General features: G+C 45.0%; 18 protein-coding genes. 9 read left to right on the top strand and 9 right to left on the bottom strand.

Annotated features, from left to right (window positions below; translation table 11 throughout):
• Window positions 1–278 precede the first annotated feature (278 nt).
• Window positions 279–2,078, bottom strand: coding sequence for an excinuclease ABC subunit UvrC (uvrC, locus tag PGW99_RS01220; protein ID WP_273779384.1), 1,800 nt, complete (start codon window positions 2,076–2,078; stop codon window positions 279–281).
• A 264-nt stretch (window positions 2,079–2,342) separates the two neighbouring features.
• On the opposite strand from uvrC, the gene PGW99_RS01215 reads away from it, so the two are divergent.
• Complete coding sequence (locus PGW99_RS01215) at window positions 2,343–3,407, top strand: AAA family ATPase (RefSeq protein ID WP_273778267.1); 1,065 nt, start codon at window positions 2,343–2,345, stop codon at window positions 3,405–3,407.
• Between the two features lie 33 nt (window positions 3,408–3,440).
• Here PGW99_RS01215 and PGW99_RS12410 read toward each other — a convergent pair whose 3' ends face one another.
• Together PGW99_RS12410 and lpxO are read right to left on the bottom strand one after the other, a co-directional pair.
• Window positions 3,441–4,025, bottom strand: a complete 585-nt coding sequence (locus PGW99_RS12410) for a hypothetical protein (RefSeq protein ID WP_273778266.1) — start codon at window positions 4,023–4,025, stop codon at window positions 3,441–3,443.
• Between the two features lie 136 nt (window positions 4,026–4,161).
• Window positions 4,162–5,076, bottom strand: coding sequence for a lipid A hydroxylase LpxO (gene lpxO / locus PGW99_RS01205; RefSeq protein ID WP_273778264.1), 915 nt, complete (start codon window positions 5,074–5,076; stop codon window positions 4,162–4,164).
• Between the two features lie 498 nt (window positions 5,077–5,574).
• On the opposite strand from lpxO, the gene fadB reads away from it, so the two are divergent.
• Together fadB and fadA are read left to right on the top strand one after the other, a co-directional pair.
• A complete protein-coding gene (fadB, locus tag PGW99_RS01200; protein ID WP_273778263.1) occupies window positions 5,575–7,728 on the top strand; it encodes a fatty acid oxidation complex subunit alpha FadB in 2,154 nt (717 codons plus the stop codon).
• A 12-nt stretch (window positions 7,729–7,740) separates the two neighbouring features.
• Window positions 7,741–8,913, top strand: a complete 1,173-nt coding sequence (gene fadA, locus PGW99_RS01195) for an acetyl-CoA C-acyltransferase FadA (RefSeq protein WP_273778262.1) — start codon at window positions 7,741–7,743, stop codon at window positions 8,911–8,913.
• Window positions 8,914–9,034: 121 nt separating this feature from the next.
• Here the strand turns inward: fadA and PGW99_RS01190 are convergent, their stop codons facing one another.
• Window positions 9,035–9,307, bottom strand: a complete 273-nt coding sequence (locus PGW99_RS01190; RefSeq protein ID WP_273778261.1) for a hypothetical protein — start codon at window positions 9,305–9,307, stop codon at window positions 9,035–9,037.
• A gap of 117 nt (window positions 9,308–9,424) precedes the next feature.
• Window positions 9,425–10,174, bottom strand: coding sequence for a hypothetical protein (locus PGW99_RS01185; protein WP_273778260.1), 750 nt, complete (start codon window positions 10,172–10,174; stop codon window positions 9,425–9,427).
• Between the two features lie 206 nt (window positions 10,175–10,380).
• Between PGW99_RS01185 and PGW99_RS01180 the strand changes: the two genes are divergently transcribed.
• The gene (locus PGW99_RS01180; RefSeq protein WP_273778259.1) at window positions 10,381–11,082 is read left to right on the top strand and encodes a DsbA family oxidoreductase; all 702 of its coding nucleotides are present in this window, start codon (window positions 10,381–10,383) and stop codon (window positions 11,080–11,082) included.
• Window positions 11,083–11,160: 78 nt separating this feature from the next.
• On the opposite strand, the gene PGW99_RS01175 is transcribed toward PGW99_RS01180, so the two are convergent.
• Entirely contained in the window at window positions 11,161–11,361 is a 201-nt protein-coding gene (locus PGW99_RS01175) for a dodecin family protein (protein ID WP_273778258.1), read from the bottom strand.
• 358 nt (window positions 11,362–11,719) lie between these two features.
• On the opposite strand from PGW99_RS01175, the gene PGW99_RS01170 reads away from it, so the two are divergent.
• The 5 genes from PGW99_RS01170 to PGW99_RS01150 all read left to right on the top strand — a co-directional run bounded on the left by PGW99_RS01170 (window position 11,720) and on the right by PGW99_RS01150 (window position 16,107).
• Window positions 11,720–12,013: a hypothetical protein gene (locus PGW99_RS01170; protein WP_273778257.1), complete on the top strand. Its 294-nt coding sequence runs from the start codon at window positions 11,720–11,722 to the stop codon at window positions 12,011–12,013.
• A gap of 238 nt (window positions 12,014–12,251) precedes the next feature.
• Window positions 12,252–12,734 carry a hypothetical protein gene (locus PGW99_RS01165; protein WP_273778256.1) on the top strand — a complete coding sequence of 161 codons (483 nt, stop codon included), beginning with the start codon at window positions 12,252–12,254 and terminating at the stop codon, window positions 12,732–12,734.
• A gap of 589 nt (window positions 12,735–13,323) precedes the next feature.
• Window positions 13,324–13,503, top strand: coding sequence for a hypothetical protein (locus PGW99_RS01160; protein ID WP_273778255.1), 180 nt, complete (start codon window positions 13,324–13,326; stop codon window positions 13,501–13,503).
• A gap of 9 nt (window positions 13,504–13,512) precedes the next feature.
• Window positions 13,513–14,886, top strand: a complete 1,374-nt coding sequence (locus PGW99_RS01155; protein WP_273778253.1) for a hypothetical protein — start codon at window positions 13,513–13,515, stop codon at window positions 14,884–14,886.
• Between the two features lie 114 nt (window positions 14,887–15,000).
• The gene (locus PGW99_RS01150; protein ID WP_443098215.1) at window positions 15,001–16,107 is read left to right on the top strand and encodes a hypothetical protein; all 1,107 of its coding nucleotides are present in this window, start codon (window positions 15,001–15,003) and stop codon (window positions 16,105–16,107) included.
• A 50-nt stretch (window positions 16,108–16,157) separates the two neighbouring features.
• On the opposite strand, the gene htpG is transcribed toward PGW99_RS01150, so the two are convergent.
• The 3 genes from htpG to PGW99_RS01135 form a co-directional block, all read right to left on the bottom strand.
• Window positions 16,158–18,080 (bottom strand): molecular chaperone HtpG, encoded by a 1,923-nt coding sequence (gene htpG, locus PGW99_RS01145; RefSeq protein WP_273778252.1) that lies wholly within the window; start codon window positions 18,078–18,080, stop codon window positions 16,158–16,160.
• 120 nt (window positions 18,081–18,200) lie between these two features.
• Complete coding sequence (locus tag PGW99_RS01140) at window positions 18,201–18,548, bottom strand: lysozyme inhibitor LprI family protein (protein ID WP_273778250.1); 348 nt, start codon at window positions 18,546–18,548, stop codon at window positions 18,201–18,203.
• 180 nt (window positions 18,549–18,728) lie between these two features.
• A complete protein-coding gene (locus PGW99_RS01135; protein ID WP_273778249.1) occupies window positions 18,729–19,337 on the bottom strand; it encodes an OmpW/AlkL family protein in 609 nt (202 codons plus the stop codon).
• Window positions 19,338–19,502: the final 165 nt, after the last annotated feature.

Genomic DNA, 19,502 nt, shown 5'->3' with positions numbered 1-19,502 from the left:
AGGATTTATCCCTCTTGGATAGGCGTCACTTTATACGAAATGCCAGAAAGTGTCGACTAGGCAACCCGATCTGATCCAGAGACTGTCTTGTTCACGAGTGGAGGTGAATGCCAATTTTATGCGAACAAATGCAAGATAAAGGTCAAAAGCCCGAAATAAGTCAGAGTTTTTCCGAAACAAGGGCAACCAATCTGTTCACAAAAAATGGACTGCGAAGAATGTGATACTAAAAACATCCGGAAAGTTTCAACGGGTTGCTCTGATACAGGATCGCCAGGTTACTCATGCAGAATTTTATAAATGGTGCGTGCCATCATCGGACCGAGCCCCGGCACCACGGTCAGTTCTTTTTCTGACGCTTTGAGTACACCTTGAATCCCGCCAAAATGGGTCAGCAAATCACGACGGCGTTTTGGCCCCAAACCCGGAATAGCTTCCAGCACGGAGCCAGCACGGCGCTTATCCCGCTTGGCACGATGTTTAGTAATCGCAAAACGATGGGCTTCATCGCGTACCTGCTGAATCAGGTGGAGTGCCTTGCTGTCTTCTGGTAACTGGATTTTTGTGCCATCGGTAAAATGTAAAGTTTCCAGTCCAGGTTTACGCCCTTCCCCCTTGGACACGCCAACCATAAAAGCCTCAAGGCCAAGTTCTTGCATGACGTCCATCGCCATATGCAACTGGCCTTTACCGCCATCAATAAGGAGTAAATCTGGCAGCATATGCTTTTTGTAGCGCCGGGTTAAAGCTTGACGCATCGCGGCGTAGTCATCCCCACCGGTAATGTCTTCAATAGCAAACTGGCGGTAATCCCGCTTACGTGCCCCACCTTGGTCAAAGACCACACAGGAGGCAATCGGGGCTTCACCCATGGTGTGGGAAATATCAAAACACTCGATCCGATCCACTGAACGGCCAAGCGCTTGTTCCAGCTGATGGAAACGTTCATTCAGCTCAAAGTGATTTGATAACTGTCCTTTGATGGCATGCTGCACGTTCATCACGGCCAGCTCTTGCCATTCAGCACGGGTTTCACGCACTTTGTGTTTAATCTGAACTTTCTTGTCAAACTGTTGTTGAAAAGCGGCTTCCAGCTCCTGTCGATCCGGCAGTTCAACATTCACGATCAGTTCCACCGGGATTTCATCCGCCACCTGAAAATAGAAGTTGGCAATAAAATCACTCAACATTTGCCCCAGATCATCGCTCAGCATATCCGGAAAATAGCTCTTGCCTCCCAGCATCCGGCCATTACGCACATACATGATCTGCACACAGGTCACCCCCGCCGCATGGGCAATGGCCAGAATATCCGCTTCGCCTTTGATTTTGTATACGGCCTGTTGTGCCTGTACTTCACGTAACAGTCCTAAACGGTCGCGATAAAAAACGGCTTTTTCAAATTCCAGCTGTTCTGCTGCCGCTTCCATTTTGCTGATCAGCTCCTGATTCAACTCACGGGTATCCCCCTGCAAAAAGCGGATCGAGTTTTTCACATCTTCCTGATAAGCCTCAGGGCTGATCAGCCCCACACAGGGCGCGGAGCAACGTTTGATCTGATACTGCAAGCAAGGACGTTTACGCTGAGCAAAATAGCTGTTTTCACACTGGCGCACATTGAACAGTTTTTGCAGGACCAACAGGGTATCCCGTGCACTATAGGCACTTGGGTAAGGACCAAAAAACTTGCCCACCGCATGCTTGCCCTTGCCACGACCACTGGCAATCCGTGGATAGGGCTGGTCGCTGGACACAAAAATATAAACGTAGGATTTGTCATCACGCAGCAGGATATTGTACGGTGGACGGTGCAGCTTGATCAGGTTCTGTTCGAGCAACAGCGCTTCGGTCTCACTGCGTACCACCAGCGTTTCAATATCATAAATCCGTGCCACCAAGGCTTGGGTTTTCGGATGCTCAATGGTTTTGACGAAGTAACTGGAGACACGGTTTTTCAGATTTTTGGCCTTGCCCACATATAACAGCTCTCCGTCCTTGCCCAGCATTTTATATACGCCAGGCAATTGAGTCATATGTGCCAAAATCTTTTCAATATGTTCACGTGCGTTTTCGTTCACATCCAGCCTATTTCTGTCATCACTTTTGCTCTGTGACATGATGTGCTGCTTCGTTCCTATTTTTCAAGGTTACCTATAAAACTAAACCCACAATCTTTGGATCAAGCTTGGAGAACTAGTAACAGAACGCAAACCGGACTTTTTAACGCTCCCCGCGCACAACAATGCTATAGCCCGGAACAATCATCTAATTGCTAAAGTCTATAAGTTGTTTCAGACAATTTTGTTATGCTCTGCGCAACAGCCGGATGAAGAAGTAACCGCATGTCGACCCAATCCCCAACCCCGTCTTTTGCTCAGCCTTTCATACCGAATACCACAGCATCCGCCAAGGATAAAATGATCGGTAAACCGCGTTTTCATTTTGAGCCACAGCAGGTGATGCAGCGCTTACGGGCACGGATTATCGGGCAGGACACGGCGCTGGGTGAAATCGAAAAAATGCTGCGGGTGGTGAAAGCGGATTTTTCCAATCCGGAACGTCCTTTGTCTGTCACCCTGATGCTTGGCCCCACCGGCGTAGGCAAAACCGAAACTGTGCGTCTAATCAGTGAAGCCATTTATGGCCGTAGTGATGCATTTTGCCGGATCGACATGAACACGCTAGCACAGGAACATTATGCGGCGGCACTGACCGGTGCCCCTCCCGGCTACGTAGGTTCCAAAGAAGGCAACACGCTGTTTGATGAAGTGGCCATTCAAGGCTCGCATACTCGCCCAGGTATCGTGTTATTTGATGAACTGGAAAAAGCCAGTACCGAAGTCATTCGCAGTTTACTGAATGTGCTTGATACCGGAAAACTGACCTTGTCTGCAGGCACCAAAACCCTCGATTTTCGCAACTGTATGATTTTCATGACCAGTAATGTCGGTGCGCGTGCGGCACAGGAATATCTGGACAAACTCAGTTATCTCCCAGAAAAGGCACAAAGTCTGTTATTAAAACGCCTGCCCGCACAGCGTTTGATTGAAAAAGTGTTACACCGCCAGTTTGATCCAGAATTTTTAAACCGCATTGACCGCACCTTGCATTATCTTCCGGTTCAGGAAAATGCCCTGCCGCGTCTGGTTGAGATCGAAATGGAAAAACTCAATCAGCGCCTGCAACACCAGAAACGCCGGGTTCAGCTCAGCATAGCGGCCCAAGCCCATTTTTACCAAGGCCATGACATCCGTTTTGGTGCCCGACATCTGGCGCGTAAAATGCGTACCGAACTAGAACCGGTACTTGCGGCGTATTTTCTGCAATATCCTGAACAACTTGAGGTGCAAATCGATTGCCAGCAAGGACAATTACACGTGATCGCGACAGCTCCCCTCACCACATAACAGCATCGGTTGGGGAACTGCATGGATGAAGCGTTAAGGTGCCACAGCGTTACAGGCAGCCAATGCTTTTGAACCCTGTTTCCATTGCTGTCCGGTTGAATTACGGTAACTCTGAATCTTGCCAATTTTGCGAGTGAGATCCTGACAGGCTTCTAGTGACAACCCCGCTCCCCAAGGACCAGTCATCGCACATTCACGGCCATTACAGTTCCAGACCACCTGCACGCCACCCGGGATTTGCGTAATAACCTGCCCCTGATGTTTGCTTTGTGCATACCAGGTATTCATTCCGATTGCAGGGGCGGCACGAGATAGCTGATTACATTGCGCCAATTCCGCCGAACCCGCTGCCCAGGCCTGACCTGCTGAATTACGGTAACTCTGAATCGGCCCGACTTTTGCCACCAGCTGTTGGCAAGATTCCATGGATAGCCCAGCCCCCCAAGGGCCGGACATTTCACAACGTTGCCCGTCACACTGCCATTGCACAACTGCACCACCAGAAATACCAGCATTCACCCGTCCCACATAAGGACTTTCAGCAGTCCACGTTGTCGCATGGGTCAAGCCCACGAACGCCAGAAGTCCAACCCCAAATAATCCTTGTTTGATGCGCATGTTAAACCCGCTTTCTATTGTATAGATGATTTTTGCATCATATTGGAGTTCATCAGGTTTTGGCTAGATTTTTGTAAAATCAGTCACATGCTTGGCCATAAAAAAACGCTCCATGCGGAGCGTTTTGATCGAAGATCTAAAACACATAAGGCCGAATAAAGATCAGGAAGAAAATTCCCAGCATCAGCACCCATTTCAGAATGTAATACAAAGTCCGGTTGGACTTTTTCAGCGCCTTGGCTTTAATACGGATTTGGTAAACATAACCAAATAGTTTGTTGAGGCCACCTGTCTGATCCCCTGCTTCATTCGGTGAACTGGCTGCCGTCATCACCTTACGTCCAAACCAGTGATTAAAACCTTCCAGCAGTTTGGATTTAAGCGGACGTTCCACATCAGCGAAAAAGATAATCCGGTTCTGGTCAGTTTTGTTTTCGGCATAGTGGATATAAGTTTCATCAAACACCACGCTTTCGCCATCACGCCAGGAATAACGCTGACCATCCACATCAATAAAACAACGGTCATCATTTGGCGTCATCAAGCCCAAGTGATAACGTAAAGAACCTGCATACGGATCACGGTGACGCACCAGACGGCTATCAGGTGCAAGTTCGGTAAACATCGCCGCCTTAATCGAAGGCAAGGTTTTCAGCAAGGCCGTGGTTTTCGGACACAACTCTGCGGCAGAAGGATGTGCCGAGTCATACCATTTCAGATAAAAACGTTTCCAGCCAGTTTTAAAGAACGAGTTAAACCCTAAATCATCATAAGTGCTGGATGCCTTGATGCCGCCTTGAGCATACAACGCCTTGGCTTCATCACGGATCATTTCCCAGTTCTCATCCAGCACCTTCAGATCTTTAAAATACTGGGTGTCGATATAAGGCTGGTTCGGCACCTTGGAAAACAGGTACATCAGGAAATTAATCGGGGCGAGCAGCGTTGAATGGTCAAAAAACTGACGATAAAACGAGTGACGCACTTTACCGCGATGCTGAATATACAGGGCGGAAATCACGAAAATCGCGAGGATGATCCATTTAATCATATGACCACTCACTAACAGGACACAGCGTTAAGCGACTTAAAAAAGCCGGCCTTAAAGCAAGAAAACATTGAAAATTGTGCGGATTCTAGCAAAAAAACAGCAACACGCCATCCACAATCCTGCAACGCTGCCGTGTCCTTTTTGGCACAATCCAATGGTGGCTTAATCACTTGGATTGACTATTTTGACCGAAAATTTGTAAAGCTAATGCCAGAAATCCGTAAACATTTCATCCCTGAACCATTCCTCCCGGGTTAAAAAATCCCATAAAAACAGAACGATTTCTCAGCATCATCAGACTTGCCTAAAAAATCTGATCAACTAAGCAAGCATAGCCACAAAAAATTAGTGACCCTAGCGTCACGGCTTGATACAACTTGTGATATTTATTTTCCGGACAGTTATCGTAAGATTGAGCGAACCTCGAGGTGTGCAGGACAGGTACACCCGCTTTATGACATCAACAAAATAGTCCTCCAAAATAAAGGAGATCAGGGCATGATCCACGCTGGCAATGCCATTACCGTCCAGATGCTTGCGGACGGAATTGCAGAATTCCGCTTTGACTTACAAGGTGAGTCGGTTAACAAGTTCAACCGTGCAACGATTGAAGATTTTCAGGCCGCAATTAATGCCGTGAAAGCACATCCAGAAATTCAGGGTCTGATCGTGACTTCGGCCAAATCCACATTTATTGTCGGTGCGGACATCACTGAATTTGATGAAAACTTCGCTCGAGGTGAACAGGGCATCGTCGACTGGTTATTGCCAAGTCATGATGTGTTTAGCGGATTTGAAGATCTCGATGTTCCGAAAGTTGCCGCAATCAATGGCATTGCCTTCGGCGGTGGTTTTGAGATGTGTCTGGTGTGTGACTACCGTGTGATGGCGGAGCAGGCACAAGTCGGTCTGCCTGAAATCAAACTGGGCCTGATTCCAGGCTTTGGTGGAACCATCCGTTTGAGCCGTGTCATCGGGATTGATAATGCCATTGAATGGATGACACTGGCCGCACCGAAAAAAGCACAAGCCGCCCTGAAAGATGGTGCCGTAGATGCGGTCGTGGCAGCCGACCAGCTCCAGGCTGCGGCATTAGATTTGGTCAAACAGGCAATTGCGGGGCGTCTGGACTGGCGTGCCAAACGTCAGGAAAAAATTGACCCAGTCAAACTCAGCTCACTTGAACAAATGATGGCATTTAACAGTGCACGCGGTGTGGTGTTTGCCAAAGCCAATCCGGCACAGTATCCGGCACCAAAAATTTTACTGGATTCACTCGAAGCCTCAGCCAGCCTGCCGCGTGATGAAGCCGTTAAAATTGAGGCACAAAACTTTGCCAAAGTCGCAGTCACACCACAGGCTGAGGCTCTGATTGGTCTGTTCCTGAACGACCAGATCGTGAAAAAGACTGCGAAAAAATATGAAAAAGGCGCACATCCAGTCAATCAGGCGGCTGTACTGGGTGCCGGCATTATGGGTGGTGGGATTGCCTATCAATCCGCAGTGAAAGGCACGCCAATCATCATGAAAGACATTGGCAACCCACAGCTTGCACTGGGCATGTCAGAAGCCAACAAGTTACTGACCAAACAGGTGGAACGCCAGAAACTCACACCCGCCAAAATGGGCGAAACTCTGGCACGCATCCGTCCAAGCTTAAGCTATGACGAGTTTAAAGAAGTCGATATCGTAATCGAAGCAGTCACGGAAAATCCAAAAATCAAGGAAGCCGTGCTGCGTGATACCGAAAGCAAGGTTCGTGACAATACCATCATTGCATCCAACACCTCGACCATCTCTATTACTCGCTTGGCTAAAGCGCTGCAGCGTCCGGAAAACTTTGTCGGCATGCACTTCTTTAACCCGGTGCATATGATGCCCTTAGTGGAAGTGATCCGCGGTGAGAAAACCTCGGATGAAGCAATCGCGACCACAGTCGTCTTGGCACAAAAAATGGGGAAAACCCCAATCGTGGTCAATGACTGTCCGGGCTTCCTGGTCAACCGCGTACTGTTCCCGTATTTTGGTGCGTTTGACTTACTGCTAAAAGACGGCGCAGATTTCCAGCAAATCGACAAAGTGATGGAAAAATTTGGCTGGCCGATGGGTCCTGCCTATCTGATGGATGTGGTCGGGATCGATACCGGCGTGCATGGTGCCGAAGTCATGGCCGAAGGTTTCCCGGATCGCATGAAACCGAATTTCAAAGGCTCCATTGAAACCCTCTATGAAGCACAACGTTTGGGCCAGAAAAATGATGTCGGTTTCTATCACTATGAACTGGACAAAAAAGGTAAAAAAGCCAAAAAAGTTGACCCAAGCACCTACGACATTATTGCACCCGTCGTGACCGGTGAAAAACGTGAGTTCGATCCGCAGGACATTATTGATCGCATGATGCTGGCGTTATGTAACGAAACCGTGCGCTGTCTGGAAGATAAGATTGTCGCGACTGCGGCCGAAGCCGATATGGCCATGATCATGGGGATTGGCTTCCCAGCCTTCCGTGGTGGCCCATGTCGTTATATCGACCAGACCGGTGTGGCCGAATATGTCGCGCTGTGCAACAAGTACGCCTATCTGGGCAAAGCCTACGAAGCACCGCAAATGCTACGTGACATGGCTGAAAATAATCAGAAATTCTACGGTTAAGGAGCAACGTGAATGACTACTTTAAATCCACGTGACGTTGTGATTGTAGATGGCGTACGTACTGCAATGGGCAAATCGAAAAACGGCATGTTCCGTCATGTCCGTGCTGACAGCATGTCCGCCGAACTGATCCGTGCGCTGGTTGCACGTAACCAGTTTAACGTGAATGAAATTGAAGACGTGATCTGGGGTTGTGTCAACCAGACCCTCGAACAAGGCTGGAATATTGCACGCACCGCCAGCCTGCTCGCCGACTTGCCAAAAACCGTAGCTGGTCAAACGGTCAACCGTTTATGTGGTTCGTCGATGCAAGCGATTCATACCGCAGCAGGACAGATTGCAACCAACCAGGGTGACATCTTCATTATTGGCGGTGTTGAACACATGGGACATGTCAGCATGATGCATGGCGTGGACATTAACCCGGAAGCCTCCAAGCATTATGCCAAAGCCTCCAACATGATGGGCTTGACTGCGGAAATGCTCGGCCGGATGAATGGGATTAGCCGTGCAGAACAGGATGCTTTTGGTGTGGAATCACACCGCCGTGCCTGGGCAGCGACTCAAAGCGGTGCTTTCAAAAATGAAATCGTCGGTATTGAGGGCCACGATACCAACGGTTTTAAAATCCTCTGTGACATTGATGAAGTCATCCGTGCCGATGCCAACCTAGAAGCCTTTCAAGCACTCAAACCTGCCTTTGACCCAAAAGGAGGTTCTATCACGGCGGCAACCTCTTCCGCACTTTCCGATGGTGCCTCAGCCATGCTGTTAATGTCTGCTGAACGTGCACAAGCCCTCGGCTTAAAACCACGTGCGGTGATCCGTTCTATGGCCGTGGCAGGCTGTGATGCTGCAATCATGGGCTATGGTCCGGTTCCAGCCACACAAAAGGCCTTAAAACGTGCGGGTTTGAGCATCAGTGATATTCAAACGGTCGAGCTTAATGAAGCCTTCGCTGCTCAAGGTTTGTCTGTTCTAAAAGGTCTGGGACTGTATGATAAACAGGACATCGTTAACCTGCATGGCGGCGCCATTGCCTTAGGTCATCCACTCGGCTGTTCAGGCGCACGTATCACCACCACCCTGCTGAATGTGATGGAACAACAAGACACCCAAATCGGTCTGGCTACCATGTGTATTGGTCTAGGTCAGGGGATCGCCACCATTATCGAGCGTGTTTAACTGATCTAAGAAATAAAAAGAATCCCCGTCCAGTGCGGGGATTCTTTTATCGGTCATCAAGCTGAAAAAAGTCTCGATGACATCCAGCGACCGATCAAGCGTCCAAAGCCAACTTACCTTTCTAATGCCATAATTCTTGTATCAGCCAGGCCATATACTTTTCCTGATCCATAAAATCTGGTGCCTTGCCAGTCTGTAAGCAGTATTGGCGCTGATGGAACTCTATGACGATCTGTTCAGTTTGATGCTGATCTTCGATCAGATGAAAATATTGATGAAAGAAAAATCGATTTTTGCCCCAGTTATTTAACCGTTCCAGTTTAGGATAATGCTGATTTTCCAGATACTGAGCATATTTCTGTTGAAGCTCATCAAAGACTTGGATGGTGTTCATATCAAATCCTGCCGATCAGATGGGTGATCTATGTCCACGGTCTTAAGCCTAGAATAGAAGATTGAATGCTCTGTGACATCTGCCTAAAAATGCTGGATTTTCCGATAGATGGTGATCTTATAGCTTCTGCTCAACTGCCTGAATATTCTGTTTTTTAATTCGCTCCATTTGTGCATTTAAACTCAGTACATCTTTGTACAGAGCATTAAACTGTTTGACCGCCTGCGCATTTTCAAACATAAAGGTTTTGTTTTTACGTACCCATTTATCACGTTTGAGGATGTCAAACATCGCATCTGCTTTCGTTAAAACCTGTAATTCCAACGCAAATAAAGCATAGGTCTGGTCACTTTCATGGCTTTCTCGCAGACTTTGTGCCAGTTGCTTACGAAAACGTGCCTTGATGGGCAAGGCTTTCGCCTGTTCTAGTGCCTGTTGTTCTCGGAGCTGGCTCTGCTGTTGATAGCGTTCAGTAATCGCATGTACCTGTTTGAGCATCTGTTCCGTTTCACGGAAATTGTGCTGACGATCCTGATCAAGGCGCTCGATCTGTAAAAAACGTGGCCACTGTGCTGCCTCCAATGCCCGTAAATAAGCATTGCGGGCCTCAGCATTCTGTATCACCTGTGTTAATACAAAATTGGCAATAATCTGATAGTCATCCTGCAAACGTTGATCTTGGATGGGCACATGAATTGGCTTGGACCAGTCTTGGGCTTGCTGGTAAATGAGAGTCATCTTTTCCTGCATCACCGCTTGATAGACCTGCAATTCGGCTGCCTCACGTTGCTGCAACTGGTATTGATAGAAAAGCAAACCAAATACCAAAACAACCGATAAACCTAAAATCAGAAAGATACGGCGCATTGCTCTCTCCAAATCTCTGCTTTTTGAATATCTTAGACCATCAATCTGACCGCGGTGGCTGAATTTTACCTAAATCCGATAAAAGCCTCCTTCCTCGTCACTCCCTTATGTTTGAATTCAGCACAACAATTTAATTGCAGCTCTCCTCTTTTAAAGCACGACCGATCCCCCTATCATTTTGCTTCAAGTAACCATCGAGAATTCCCATGCGTGTAGATATCTGGTCTGATGTGGTCTGTCCGTTCTGTTATATCGGCAAGAAACGTCTTGAAAAGGCGGCACAACAAGCCGGCATCGAACTTGAAATCCACTGGCACAGTTATGAACTTGATCCAGATGCACCAGAAAAACATGCGATCAGCAATACTGAACGACTGGCAGAGAAATATGGCCGTAGCCTGAGTGACATGCAGGAGATGCAGCAGCGCATTGCAGAAATGGCTGCCGAAGAAGGCATTGAATTTAACTGGCAACAAGCCAACTCGGGAAATACCTTTAATGCCCACCGCATTATTCACTTGGCGCAGAGCAAAGGGCTAGGCCATCAGGCACAAGAGGCTTTTTTCTATAGTTATATGACCCAAGGCTTACCGATTGGGGAGCGTGAAACGGTTGAAGATGTGGCAGCGCGAATTGGTCTCGATGCAGCTGAAGTCGAATATGTGCTGGATACCGATCTGTTTGCCGATTTTGTGCGTCATGATGAGCAAATTGCCAAAGAACAACTTAAGGTCAATGGCGTTCCATTCTTCGTTTTTGACCAGCGCGTTGCCCTATCAGGCGCTCAGCCGTTAGAAGTTTTCACCGAAGTGCTCAGCAAAGTTCAACATGATATGGAACACGCTGAGGTCAGCACAGAGGCGGCTGCACAATGTGAAACTGACAATTGTGAACTGCCTGAGAAATAAACTATTTCGAGTGGCATAAAGCGATTAGGCATAAAAAAATCCCCATCTGAGATGGGGATTTTTTGGCGTTAAGAAAGCTTATTCAACGACAAAAGTTACTTTTAAATTCACTCGGTATTCAACGATAGCATTGTCTTTAATCACGATATTCTGCTCATTAATCCAAGCGCCTTGAACGTTTTGTACCGTTTCAGTCACCTTGGCAATACCACTCTGAATCGCATCTTCAAAACTACGGTTACTGGTCGCTGTTATTTCCAAAACTTTTGCAATCGACATAAGTTTACCCTCAGATGATTTTATTGTTTTTCTAAGTTAACGCCACTTTTAAGGAAAAACCTGAAAATTAAATAACGCTCACCAGAGTCATACACAACCCTGCTTATTCCTTGCAAACAGCAATATCTTCAATTTATACCTATACTGGCCCGACAGACCATTAATTAAAAATATTTATATATTTAAATAACTTAAAAAATGAAAAATCTAGCGTGTGATTTAATCATGCTGAAATAAAACTACAGAAAGCGGCGAAAAGTTACTAAAAATCTGCCCAGAATTACAGCCTCACTACATCCAGCAGAATAAATCCCTTTAGCATAATGAAATTGTTTTTTTTGACAGAGAGAGAATCCTTATGTCTACACTTGACCATCAAACACCCCAGCAGGATACAACTGAAGTCAGTAATGAAAATGCCGAAAACACCTTGGCTGCAACAGATATGACAAAGCAAAGCATGAAACAACAGGCGCTCAGTACACTCAATGCCTTACCGATCTCACCAACCATGACCGGTGTACTGGTCGGTGCGGTAGCAGGGCGTATTCTCCCTGTATTCGGTACATTTAGCGGTGCACTGTTGGGCGGGATTGCAGGTAACTGGTATCAACGTAAATGTAAATCCACACATTCATCCTACAGTCACTAATCCCTGACCTGTGTTGCTGGAAATTATTTTCTAACAGCACAGGACAGCATTCCTCAAAACGATGAGTCCTCACCTGACCTGTGTTACATAATTGTAAAGATTGCTTAATCACCCATCATTCAACAGAAAACGGCGTATTTTTACACAGTTTTTCAATCAGCACAGGTCTACACTTGATTTCAGCTGAGGCCTATTTAATTTTTCTTCAGCTTCATTTAATAAGAAACGGTAAAAGATCATGACAGTAGTGAAAAGTGTTTTATCTGTGGCAGTCCTTGCAAGTTCTAGTTATGCGCTGGCTGAACCTGGAAAAACACATCAACATAAAATGACAGCACCGGCCATGCAAAATATGATGCAAGCGCCTGTTCATGCAGAAGCAGCACAATTGGAAGCGAGCCAAAAAGCGCAAATGGCCAAACAGCACGGTCAAGAGCGAGCTCAACTGGCTCATGAAAATGCGGAACTGAAAAAACCGGCTGCTGAGTTGAAAGTGGAAACTGCACAACAACAAGTCCCTCCAGTACCCGCACAGCTTAGCGTAGCCAAAGAAAAATTAGCGGCCTCGACAGCACCCGCTCAACAAGAGGCTGTAACAATCGAGAATAAGATTGAGCACACTCCTGCTCAAGCCAAAACTGAATTACAACCACAAGCGTCTCAAGCAGAAGTAAAAAAAGAGAAAAAAGGCTGGTTTAACTGGTTCAAAAAATCAGCTTAATTCAATCGCCTTGGGAAGGCCTTAGATCGGTGAGGTCTTTCCATAATACCGATTAAGATCATTCCTTCCTTTCACATTCCGAATGCACCTATTGGCATACTAAGACTCTGATCTTTAATGTCATTGTAAAAACATCACAGTAAAAAAGATCAGTTCACTGATTGCGATAAGATTCGAAAGGAATTTTCTGTCCTTTCAGTAGGCTCTATAGTTTATCTTATAAATTTGTTTCCCATAGAAATGCAAAAAAATCCAAATCTGCTTATATTTTTTTAGGGAACTTATCCATTACAAAACTCTATACCAAGCGATCAACTTCATATATCTTGTATTTATTAAATAGAGAATTCATCTTCATTACGAAAACTGTTTCAAATTCAAACGAGATGATACTTTATGCCAGTCACCTTACCCAAAAAACCAAAACCATTTCACAAAACAACCATAAAATAACGATCAATACACGAGATCATTCAACCTTTTATCAATCTCTTCCTCAGTTAAATGACGACTCTTGCCCATGCAAATCGAGGCTAAAACCTTATAATCAATAAACGCACAAAATAAGTCACATGAAGGTTTTAGCAGCATGCAACAACTTCAGGCGATTATCCAAGGTCAGCTGCCTCCTCTACAGGCCGATCTCGAACATTTAATAACGCTCGCAGAGCAGCATCCACAGCCCGCTTCAAGTGAATTTAAATTACTAGAGATGGTTCTTAATATTGTATTGGCCAGTTATCTAGAACAAGCACTTGAGTATGTATAAGAGAAATGCATGAGCCTGATTGAAAAAGCCAGACTTATTCAGGAAGTTCAACAACTCACCCAGATTTTGCAACAGCCCTCATTGACGTTATTTGAGCGGGCTAAGGCAACACAGCGCCTAAAAAATATTTTTCAATCCTGTGATCCTTGCATTTTCCAGAAACAGCAACAAGCCCTGAAAGAGCGCTTATCTCCAGATCAGGCTTTGCAGGAGTATCTCCTCAACAGCCATTTTCAACTCAGTTTTTGTGGCCGTTTCAATACCCCCGATGAATTACAACAACAGCTGAAAGCTGCCAGTGCTCCACGTTGGGGGCTGAGTTATCATAAGAAATCCGGCTGGCTCATCGCATTCGCTCATCCAGAACGTGAACAGACCCGATCTTTTAGCGCATCGAGTTTGGCAGAATGCTTCAAATGGCTGGAGCAAAATGTACAAGATGGTCTGATACTACCCGATGAACAGCTCACCCCCATCGTTCCTGTTCTGGAAATTAACGAACCATCCACCGCATTCCCAACAATTTCCGCCTCACTGAGCCAGACTGCTGAACGAGCATTCGCTTTACCAACCGAAATTAATACAGCATCCACACCTATACAACGTGAACCGACTCCCCCTACTGTAACGCCTATACTCAGCAAGCCTAAAACTGTGCCAAAGCATTTATTGCTTGATGGCTTACACGTTCAGGTCCAGCAGTTAAAACTAGGAACACAAGCATCCGAACAGTTGTATCAATTAGACTGCCAACCTACTGATTGTTCAGCTTTCTTACGCCTCTACAGCTGCCACTATGAAAGTGAACAACTGACACAGAATCCAATATATGTCGGAGAACAAATCAATAAAAAAGGACAATTTGTTGCTTATCTCGTTCTACTGGGTGCACAAAGCCAAGTGCAAGCCTTACGTTTACTGAACCAGCTCAGTCACCATCAACGCCATGAACTGATCTCCTGCAAAACGCTCGATTGGTCAGGAATTCGCCATTCATTAAATAATATCGATGCTGTATTTGAGCAATATAGTTCAGAAGATAAATTTTTATGGCAACGTGAACAGTATCGTGGCTATGTTCCTGTCACTGCATTACACACCCATAAATTTATTGCCTTTGATGAAATGCCAGCGAGTGCAGAAACCCCATTAATCCTCCTCAAAGAGCGACAAAAGATTCGAGTGGTACATGGTCTGTCACGTTTGCAGTCTTTCCCTGAACAAATCTTTGTACCGTATCTCATGTTAGATCGTCAGTCCGGAATTTCTTGGCAACTGATCCAACAGGCCTTACAGGAGTTGTCAATGCCCGTTCAAGCTGAAGTCCTGTTCAACAGTATCATGCAGCGTTCAAAGGGTACAAATCAGATAAAAAGTGCTTAAATTTGTTGTTAGCTCTTGATTTCAGGGAAGGAATCAACAACAGTTATAGACAACAAGACAGATAATAAAGATTACAGCATGATGAAAAAAACATTACGATTTGTGCCTCAGGGAATTTTATGCACATTACTTGGCGTATTGAGTCCAGTTGCCTTGGCTGAACAGGTACTCAGCTACGCTAACCCTGCTCCAGTACCAGCGAATACCGATACAAACCTAGAACCTCACTATCAGAGCAACCATTTGCTCGACCGTATTCCACGCTGGATCGATGCCACGCCAACCATTCTGCCACCCGAGTCAGCCCAGAATATTGTGCCACCAACAATAGAAACAGAAAATCAAACCTGGTTTGACCAAAAACAACAAGGCATCCGGCACTGGGCAGATGACACAGCACATAAAATTGATGGCTGGTTTGGAGAATCTGACCCTAACAAACCTGGGACAGCGAGCTTAAGGGTAATTCTGGATAACCGCTGGAATAAATATGATGACTACGAAATCAAGCCAAGGATCCGCGGCAAAATCAAATTACCGACCCTAGAACGCCAGCTTAGTCTAGTCTTTGGTGATGACTCTCTCGACAACGAACTGAGCAATAACGTTGCGATTACCAATGAAAATCGTAACAAAGAAACGGATAAAGTCATTGATGAAAAACGCAGCCGCGAAGAAAACAGTTCCTTTGCATTGCGCTGGTCTGAATTTTCCTCACGTTTACCTTTCCAAACTGAACTCGACTTGGGTTTACGCTCTGGCGATGATCTCTACGTACGAGCCAAAGCCTCAAAAGAGTGGCCGTTACGCAATGATTTCACATTTTATGCTGAACAAATTTACCGGTACGGCATTGACAGTGAAAATTACCTGAGAACCAACCTGCAACTGGTTCATGCTCATCCAAACCAGGCAATTCTCGCCAACCAGTTTGATCTGACTTATGCGGATGAACAAGAGGATGATTTGACATGGGACAACCGTACTTTCCGTCAACACCAGTTTTTTGCAGGCAACCGTTTTAACTATGGGCTGTATACCGGTGGTTTTTATAATAACAGTGATTTGCGTCTGAACAGTTGGGGGCCATTTGTCTCCTGGCGGCAACCTTTATGGCGTGAATGGTTCTATGTCCAAGGAGATCTTAACTATTTCAATGATCATCGGGAAGACCGCGACCATTACTTAAGTGCCCTACTACGCCTTGAAGCTCTATTTTAAATAGTCATAAAAAAACCCTGAATATTCAGGGTTTTTTTATTCTAAGAGAATTATTTTAACAACAGGCTATTAATACGTTTTACATAAGCAGCAGGATCTTCTGGTAGCCCCCCTTCTGCAATCACCGCCTGATCAAAAATCACATTGGCCAAGTCATCAAACTGCTCCGAGCCTTCCAGTTTTTTCACCAATGGATGCTCTGGGTTAATTTCCAGAATTGGTTTACTTTCCGGCACAGCTTGGCCCGCCTGCTTTAACATACGGATTAATTGTGGGGACAACTCACCCTCTCCTGTTACTAGACAGGCAGGCGAATCAACCAGACGCGTCGTAACACGAACTTGTTGAGTTTTGTCTTTTAACGCACTACTCAATTGTTCAACGACGGGCTTGAATTGTTCAGCAGCTTGCTCAAGGGCTTTTTTCTCTTCGGCATCTTGCAGATCACCCAAATCTACAGCACCTTTAGAAACGTTCTGTAACGGTGTACCATCAAATTCATGCACGAAATTCATCGCCCACTCATCCACACGGTCTGCCATTAACAGGACTTCAATCCCTTTTTTCTTGAAAAGCTCAAGCTGCGGAGAATTTTTCGCTGCCGCCAGACTTTCAGCTGTCACATAATAAATCGCCTTTTGTCCTTCTTTCATGCGAGCCTTATACTCGGCAAAAGAAGTAGCTACATCATCATGGTTTGAAGTCGCGAAACGTAACAGCTTCAATATACGCTCACGGTTGGCAAAGTCTTCGCCCAAGCCTTCTTTCAGAACGGCACCGAACTCATGGTAGAACTGCTTGAATTTTTCCTGATCTTTTTCATCTTCCGATTTTGCCAACCCATCCAGCAAGTTCAGAATACGACGTGTGTTGCCTTCACGGATGGTTTTCACATCACGGCTTTCCTGCAATAACTCACGGCTCACGTTGAGCGGAAGGTCTGCACTATCCACCACGCCCTGAACGAAACGCAAATAATTCGGAATCAAATTATCCGCATCATCCATAATGAACACGCGTTTTACATATAACTTGATACCAGCTTTCGCTTCACGGGTAAAAATGTCATGCGGAGCTTTGGCTGGAATATAAAGTAGCTGGGTATACTCGGTACTGCCTTCTACACGATTATGTGTCCAAGCCAATGGCGCTTCAAAGGCATGGCTGAGATTTTTATAGAATTCAGTATATTGGTCTTCACTAATCTCGTTTTTATTGCGTGTCCATAAAGCACTCGCGGAGTTAATGGTTTCCCATTCATCCGTCTTAACCATCTGGCCGCCTTTTGACTCTTCACCCTCAGCGGCTTCGTCTTCCTGCCAGACTTCTTTTTGCATCTGGATTGGCAAGCTAATGTGGTCAGAATATTTATTAATAATCTGTTTAACTTTCCACGATTCGAGATAATCAAGCGCATCTTCACGCAAATGTAGGATAATGTCCGTACCACGAGAAGCTTTCTGAATTTTTTCAACCTCAAATGCGCCCGTTCCACCGCTAATCCAGCGTACAGCTTCATCGGTTGCTAAACCGGCGCGACGGGATTCAACGGTAATTTTATCTGCCACAATAAAGCCAGAATAAAACCCTACCCCGAATTGACCGATCAGTTGGGCATCGGATTTTTGATCACCAGTCAATTTGGACATAAAGTCTTTAGTTCCTGATTTGGCGATCGTTCCTAAATTATCAATGGCTTCTTGTTGACTCAAACCAATCCCGTTATCAGAAATGGTCAATGTTTTTTGTTCTTTATCCAGCGAGATGCGCACATGCAAATCTGCATCATTTTCATAATATTCTGGATGGTTAATGCCTTCAAAGCGCAATTTATCACAGGCATCCGAAGCATTCGATACCAGCTCACGCAAGAAAATTTCAGGATTAGAATAAAGAGAATGGGTCACCAAATGTAGAAGCTGAGCCACTTCCGCTTGGAAGTTATAATGTTGTGTATTGCTCTGCTCACTCATAGATCACTCCTTAACATTCACAGGTCATATTTATTCGATGCCTTATGAAATGGAGGAGCTGTTAAATTTTTCAATCCTAAAAAATAAATTTTTTATTTTTGTTGTTACTTTCATTGCTCATCAAAATGGGCCCTGTTGATAAATACGATTCATATGAAGTTCTAAGGCTTGTTGACGTAACAAATATTGACGTTGCAAACAGTGAAATGAACCCAGACATTGATTACGCAAATGCAGCCATTTTACTTGTTCTTCCTGAATAATGTTACGGTTTCCCATGGGAACCAGACGGATCAGAATTTGATAAGTGGTTGCCATTTTCACATCTGCATCATTCAAGCTACGGTTTGCACAAATCTTCACTTCAGTTTTGGTTTTAGCCAATTCACAGCGAAAACTGGCTGCCTGTGCCTGAGTGAATATTCCTATATGACTCAGCAGGAATATACAAATTATCCATCTTGGCATTTTTATCTTCACTTTATTAAAGACGGTCGGTCTACTGAGCTTAGCGAGGACTTATTTTAAGTTTGTTAAACGAAAGAATGTAACTTTTTAATATTCAATTCAATAAAAAAGCCCCATTGTTATTCCAATAGGGCTGCGCAATTTTTCTTATCTTATTATGATAATTTTTATTATTAATTATTAGAATTTGTAGCTATAGCCTAAAGTGTAAACCCATGGGTTAACATCCAAACTACCAGCATCATTACCATCTACTGTGATATCAGTATTAATGTCCGCATAACGAGCATCTACATACACACCCCAGTTTTTCGCATCTTTTGGTTGGTAAGCGAAACCGACTTGACCAGCTACACCATAAGCAGTATCAGCATCTACTTTAGAAGCTGAAAGTGGACCTTTACCTTCTACATCCCATGGAATAAATGCCGTAGCACCAACCCCTACGTAAGGAGTGAAACGTGTTGAATTTTTGAAATTATATTTTACTGTGAGTGTTGGTGGTAATTGCTTCAATGAGGCAATTTTAACCGAGCCAGCTTCTACATCATGAGATGTTGGGGTAGCTAAAAGCAATTCAGCAGAAAATGGCGTATCCGCAAAGAAATATTCTACTGATGGTGTAAATGCAAGTTCATTACTTGCTTCAACATTAGGAACTTTTCCACCTGCCAAATCACTTTCACCAGATGGAGCGATTGCACTCGCACCTACCTTAACTTGCCAACCACCCGCAAAAGTGGCAGAAGAAAGACCTAATAATGTAATAACTGCAGCTTGTTTTAACATAATAAACACCCCTTTAATTCATACCATTAATAAAAACATGGGTTTCAATTTTAGGCAATACTTATTATTAACTTATTTAATAAAATATTTTTAATATATTGTTTTGTATAAATATTTATTTTAAATAGACCAATACGGTTGGTTTTAAATTCCAACCAAGTTAAT

The organism is Acinetobacter sp. GSS19, assembly GCF_028621895.1.
Classification (GTDB): Bacteria; Pseudomonadota; Gammaproteobacteria; order Pseudomonadales; family Moraxellaceae; genus Acinetobacter.
This window is presented reverse-complemented; position numbering and strand designations above follow the sequence as displayed.